Annotated in this window: 8 protein-coding genes; 4 read left to right on the top strand and 4 right to left on the bottom strand. The window is 59.3% G+C overall.

All coding sequences use genetic code 11. The features are described from left to right. Positions 1–592: phosphate regulon transcriptional regulator PhoB (gene phoB / locus ACRESD_RS06315; protein WP_431750140.1), on the bottom strand; the 592-nt coding region annotated here is incomplete at its 3' end. Between the two features lie 153 nt (positions 593–745). Here phoB and ACRESD_RS06310 point away from each other — a divergent pair. Then, positions 746–1,123 (top strand): COG4315 family predicted lipoprotein, encoded by a 378-nt coding sequence (locus tag ACRESD_RS06310; protein WP_431750139.1) that lies wholly within the window; start codon positions 746–748, stop codon positions 1,121–1,123. A 112-nt stretch (positions 1,124–1,235) separates the two neighbouring features. Here the strand turns inward: ACRESD_RS06310 and ubiA are convergent, their stop codons facing one another. Next, a complete protein-coding gene (gene ubiA / locus ACRESD_RS06305; protein ID WP_431750138.1) occupies positions 1,236–2,126 on the bottom strand; it encodes a 4-hydroxybenzoate octaprenyltransferase in 891 nt (296 codons plus the stop codon). Further along, positions 2,126–2,689, bottom strand: coding sequence for a chorismate lyase (locus ACRESD_RS06300; RefSeq protein ID WP_431750137.1), 564 nt, complete (start codon positions 2,687–2,689; stop codon positions 2,126–2,128). Before ACRESD_RS06300 ends, ubiA begins: the two co-directional genes overlap by 1 nt. A gap of 195 nt (positions 2,690–2,884) precedes the next feature. Between ACRESD_RS06300 and ACRESD_RS06295 the strand changes: the two genes are divergently transcribed. The 3 genes from ACRESD_RS06295 to ACRESD_RS06285 all read left to right on the top strand — a co-directional run bounded on the left by ACRESD_RS06295 (position 2,885) and on the right by ACRESD_RS06285 (position 4,705). Beyond that, on the top strand, positions 2,885–3,052 hold the full coding sequence (locus ACRESD_RS06295; RefSeq protein WP_015886569.1) for a rubredoxin: 168 nt from the start codon (positions 2,885–2,887) through the stop codon (positions 3,050–3,052). A 37-nt stretch (positions 3,053–3,089) separates the two neighbouring features. Beyond that, positions 3,090–4,238: an NAD(P)/FAD-dependent oxidoreductase gene (locus ACRESD_RS06290; protein ID WP_431750136.1), complete on the top strand. Its 1,149-nt coding sequence runs from the start codon at positions 3,090–3,092 to the stop codon at positions 4,236–4,238. Between the two features lie 191 nt (positions 4,239–4,429). After that, positions 4,430–4,705 (top strand): HU family DNA-binding protein, encoded by a 276-nt coding sequence (locus ACRESD_RS06285; protein ID WP_003176958.1) that lies wholly within the window; start codon positions 4,430–4,432, stop codon positions 4,703–4,705. 90 nt (positions 4,706–4,795) lie between these two features. Here ACRESD_RS06285 and ACRESD_RS06280 read toward each other — a convergent pair. After that, on the bottom strand, positions 4,796–5,480 hold a 685-nt coding region (locus tag ACRESD_RS06280; protein WP_431750135.1), incomplete at its 5' end, for a hypothetical protein.

Below are 5,480 nucleotides of genomic sequence, written 5' to 3'. Positions count from 1 at the left end.
CGTCCACGGTGCGTTCTTCCACGTACACGTTGCCGCCCCACACTTGGTCGAGCAATTGGCCGCGGGTGTAGGCACGCTCCTGGTGGGTCATGAAGAATTGCAGCAGGCGGTATTCGGTCGGGCCCATCTCGGCGGGCTTGCCGTCAATGGTCACGCGGTGGCTGATCGGGTCCAGCAGCAGGCCGCCGACTTCAATAGGCGCTTCACCATCGGTAGGGCCGGCGCGGCGCAGTACGGCCTTCAGGCGTGCAACCAGTTCCCGCGGGGAAAAGGGTTTGGTGATGTAGTCGTCGGCGCCGACTTCCAGCCCTTGGATCTTGTTGTCTTCTTCACCCTTGGCGGTGAGCATGATGATCGGGATATCCCCGGTCAGCTCGTCACGCTTGAGGCGGCGGGCGAGCTCGATGCCGGAGGTGCCAGGCAGCATCCAGTCCAGCAGGATCAGGTCCGGCTTGCGGTCGACGATAATGGCGTGGGCCTGCTGGGAGTTCTCCGCCTCCAGGCAGTCATAGCCGGCCATTTCCAACGCAACGGCGATCATCTCGCGGATGGGCGCTTCGTCGTCGACGATCAGAATGCTCCTGCCAACCATGCCTAAATCCTCTTGTCATTTAACTGTCTTGCGCCGCATTAGATAACGGAATTATTGCAGTCGTGTGACAGTAATTTAGTCGCTTGGGCAATTTGCGTCGCTCTGGACTACGCTTTGGGACCGAATCCTGACAACCACAAAAGGAAGGTTCCGATGACTAAAAGTACGTTTTCCTGGAAAGCCCTGCTGGTCACGGCTGCGTTGACATTGCCGACGGTGGCATTCGCGGCGGAGCCCGCGATGACTCAAGACGGGGTATTGGTGGACCACAAGGGCCTGACCCTCTACACCTTCGACAAGGACGCTGACGGCAAGTCAGTGTGCAAGGACCAGTGCGCGACCAACTGGCCGCCGTTGAAGGCTGAGTCGACTGACAAGCCGACGGGCGATTGGACCGTCATCACCCGCGACGACAACTCCAGCCAGTGGGCCTACAAGGGCAAGCCGGTCTATACCTACAAGGATGACCATAAGGCCGGTGACAAGGCCGGTGATGGCAAGGGTGGGGCGTGGCACGTCATCAAGCCCTGAACCTGCGGCGCCGCTGAGACCTTCGCGGGCAAGCCCGCTCCCACAGGGGAACGCATTCCAAATGTGGGAGTGGGCTTGCCCGCGAAGGCGTCAGCCCAGCCACCCCAAAAACTCAGCGAAAGGCGTAATCCGCCACAATCCCGACAAAAATCGCCAACCCGGCCCAGTGGTTGTGCAAAAACGCCTTGAAGCACTTCATGCGATCCCTGTCCCGGGTGTACCAGAACTCCCAGGCAAAGCAGCCCGCCGCCGCCAGCAGACCCAGATGGAACCAGCCGCCCAGTTCGAATCGTGCGCCTGCCAATAACAGGCACACCAGCGACAGGCCCTGCAGCGTGAGGATGATCACACGGTCGGCATCGCCGAACAGAATGGCCGTGGATTTCACGCCAATCTTCAAGTCATCGTCGCGGTCGGTCATCGCGTAATAAGTGTCGTAACCCACCGTCCACAGCAAGTTGGCGATGTACAGCAGCCACGCGGTGGCGGGCAGGTGGCCGGTTTCGGCGGTGAACGCCATCGGCATGCCCCAGGAAAACGCCGCGCCCAGCACCACTTGCGGGTAATAGGTGTAGCGCTTCATGAACGGATAGCTTGCCGCCAGCGCCAGGCCGCCGAGGGAGAGCAGGATGGTGGTGGCGTTGGTCAGCAGTACCAACAGGAAACTGATGCCCATCAGCACCGCAAAAAACATCAGCGCCTCTTTGGAACTGATCTTGCCGCTCACCAGCGGGCGTTGCTCGGTGCGCTTCACATGGCCGTCGACCTTGCGGTCGGCCCAGTCGTTGATCACGCAGCCACCGGCGCGGGTCAGCACCACGCCCAGCACGAAAATCACGATGTTGAGAACGGACGGCGAGCCCTTGCCGGCGATCCATAGCGCCCACAGCGTCGGCCACAGCAGCAGGTAAATGCCGATGGGCTTGTCCATGCGGGTCAGTTGAATGAAGTCCCAGGCCCTGGGGTTCAGGTGGTTCAAGGATTTGAGCAGACGTTGATACATCAGCAGTTCTCCGGATGGTCATGCAGCGCATGCCAGAAGCTGGGCAAGAAGATTTCAGCGACCAGCACGCTCAAGGGCCCGCGATCAAAGCGCGAACGGCGACCCCATAGCCCATCGGCCTGATTCGCAGTGGGTAGCCATTGCCGTGGGTAATGGCACACCTCGATGGCCTGGCGGGTGAAGGCGTGATCGCAGAACAACAACTCCCCCAGCGAGCGGCTACCCAGTTCATCCATATGCAGGCCGTCACCCTCCAGTGCACTGCGCGCCGCCACGCTACGGGCGAACACCCACGGTTGGCCATGCCCACGCAGATACACCTCACGTACCCAACCGACAGTGGCCGTGGGCAGGCCCAGTGCCACACACTCATCATCGCGCAAAGGCTGCCAGCCTTCGAACAGCGGCGTCACGCTGAAGCCGTCGTTGGACAGCCACGTCAGCCGCCGCGTCAGCGAGTCTTCATTGAACAGCCAATTGAGGGTCAAGGGTGTGGGCACAGGCAGTAGAAGGCTCTGGATCAGCCATTGGCAAGCATCGGGAGGGTCGATTGAGTGCGGCACGGTGAGTCAGTATTGGCAGCAAAAGAGGCGGCGAGCTTACCATGGCGTCCTGGTTTTTTGCCGGACTGAACCGGCTGTTTGCGTCGATCGTGCTTGCATCTGCCAGCCCCGATCAGTACAAAACGCCCTGAGCCGCACGGCAACGCGGGTCTATCGACCGTCGGCCAAGATGCCTGGACCCTGAGGAAGCAAGTAATGAAGAAGTGGCAATGTGTAGTCTGTGGCCTGATCTATGACGAGAAAGACGGTTGGCCGGATGATGGAATCCTGCCTGGCACCCGTTGGGAAGACGTCCCGGAAGACTGGCTGTGCCCGGACTGCGGCGTGGGCAAGATGGATTTCGAAATGATCGAAATCGGCTGATCTGAATTTTTAAGAAATGTACTACGAGGAGAAAGGAATGAACGCACCTGTCGTGATCATCGGCACAGGATTGGCCGGTTATAACGTGGCCCGGGAGTTTCGCAAGCTCGACAGCGAGACCCCACTGCTGTTGATCACCGCGGATGACGGGCGCTCCTACTCCAAGCCCATGCTCTCCACCGGCTTTGGCAAGAACAAGGAAGCCGATGGCCTGAGCATGGCTGAACCGGGCGCCATGGCCGAGCAACTCAAGGCCGAAGTGCGCACTCACACCCGCATCAGCGGCATCGACCCGGGCCACAAGCGTCTGTGGATCGGCGAGGAAGCGGTGGCTTACCGCGACTTGATCCTGGCCTGGGGCGCGGAGACGGTGCGTGTGCCGGTCGAAGGCGATGCGGCTGAGCTGATTTTCCCGATCAACGACCTTGAAGACTACGCCCGTTTTCGCACTGCTGCGGCCGGCAAGCGTCGCGTGCTGTTGCTGGGCGCCGGCCTGATTGGTTGCGAGTTCGCCAACGACCTGATCCTTGGCGGCTATGAAATCGACCTGGTGGCGCCGTGCGAACAAGTCATGCCGACCCTGTTGCACCCGGCAGCCGCTGCAGCGGTGCAGGCTGGGCTGGAAGGCCTCGGCGCACGTTTCCACCTGGGGCCGGTGCTCAACCGTCTGCAGCGCACTGCCGACGGCCTGGAAGCTCACCTGTCCGACGGTGAAGTGATTCACTGCGACCTGGTGATCTCGGCCATCGGCCTGCGTCCACGTGTCGACCTGGCTGCAGCTGCCGGCTTGCAGACCAACCGTGGGATCATGGTGGACCGCCACCTCAAGACATCTCACGCCAACATCTACGCCCTGGGCGACTGCGCCGAGGTCGATGGGCTGAACCTGCTGTACGTGATGCCGCTGATGAGCTGCGCCCGTGCCTTGGCCCAGACCCTGGCCGGCAATGCCACCGCCGTCAGCTACGGGCCGATGCCGATCACCGTGAAAACCCCGATTTGCCCGCTGGTCGTGTCGCCACCGCCACGGGGCACCGAAGGCGTCTGGAGTGTCGAAGGCCAGGGCGCCGATATCAAGGCCCTGTGCCGCGACGCCAGCGGTCGCCTGCTGGGTTACGCGCTGACCGGTAGCGCGGTTATGGAAAAACTGGCCCTCAATAAAGAACTTCCGCCTTTACTGGCGTAAATACTGGTCGTTCTGTCGGAATCAGCACGTTCCTTCCCTCAGAAAGGTCGCTGCGAGACTGGCGGAGCGTGCGAGGGCATGCCATCCTCACTCCCGTCTGCCGCAGAGTAGAGCCTGCGGCGCCTTGGGCGCTGCTCCGTCGATGAGCAGCACGGACATAACAACAAAAAACCGTCAAAGAGGCTTCACTTATGCGTAAACCAGAACTCGCAGCCGCTATTGCAGAAAAAGCAGACCTGACCAAAGAACAGGCCAACCGCGTACTCAACGCCGTACTTGAAGAAATCACCGGCGCTCTGCATCGCAAGGACAGCGTCACCCTGGTGGGCTTCGGCACCTTCCTGCAACGCCACCGCGGCGCACGCACTGGCAAAAACCCACAGACCGGTGAGCCGGTGAAAATCAAGGCCAGCAACACTGTTGCGTTCAAGCCGGGCAAGTCGCTCAAAGACACAGTCAACGCGTAATGGCGTTACCGTCTCGAAGGGGGCGGGGTGGTAGAAAAAATGGGCACGCCGACTGGGTCGGGTGCCCATTTTTTGTGAGGGCCTTGCTGGTTAATCACACACAAGCGAGTGATCCGGGAACTGGCTCAGTTTGAGCTTCTTTAATTCTTGTGCAACGGAGTTTTCAAGATGCTGCGGGTCCATCAGTGTCTTGACTTCACGCTCCCAGCCCGCTGCTCCGCCTACGCGTTGAGTCACACCTTCCGGCCATCCCTGAAGGATGGACTTGTAATGCTCGATGCGTTCGTGGGCCATTGCACTCTTTTTGCACCAAGCCAATAACAATATATTGTCGGTCATGGCCTGTACTGGGAAGTTATCTCCACTGGCTACAGTAGTTTTATAAATAGAGTCCAGCGTGGTACATGACAGTGTCTCGAGGAACGCAATAGGACATTGTGATCGAAAACGTTCAACAAGTTCTTCGAACTTATTTGAGTGGCGCAAAGGGCTTATCGATTCCTCAACACCCTTATTGTTCAATAGTGATATCGGCGAAACCAGCGAGACTACTGGGAACGACGTCATCAATGAGTGAGTGTGGAACACCGGAACATAGTGCTCCTCACCATAAACGGGCTTGAGATAAATGCCGGTCAACAGGGGGCCGTTACGCTTTAATAAATGAAGGGGTTTATATATCTCATAAGTCCCCACCACTTCTTTCCAGTCTTGGGTAATTGCCTTTTTTTCAGTGGCCGTCATTTTTTTCATAAGGTGTCTCAGGGGTGTATCG

This window comes from Pseudomonas sp., from assembly GCF_050739995.1.
Classification (GTDB): Bacteria; Pseudomonadota; Gammaproteobacteria; order Pseudomonadales; family Pseudomonadaceae; genus Aquipseudomonas.
Note: the sequence above shows the minus strand (reverse complement) of the source record. Positions and strands in the feature narration are given on the sequence as shown.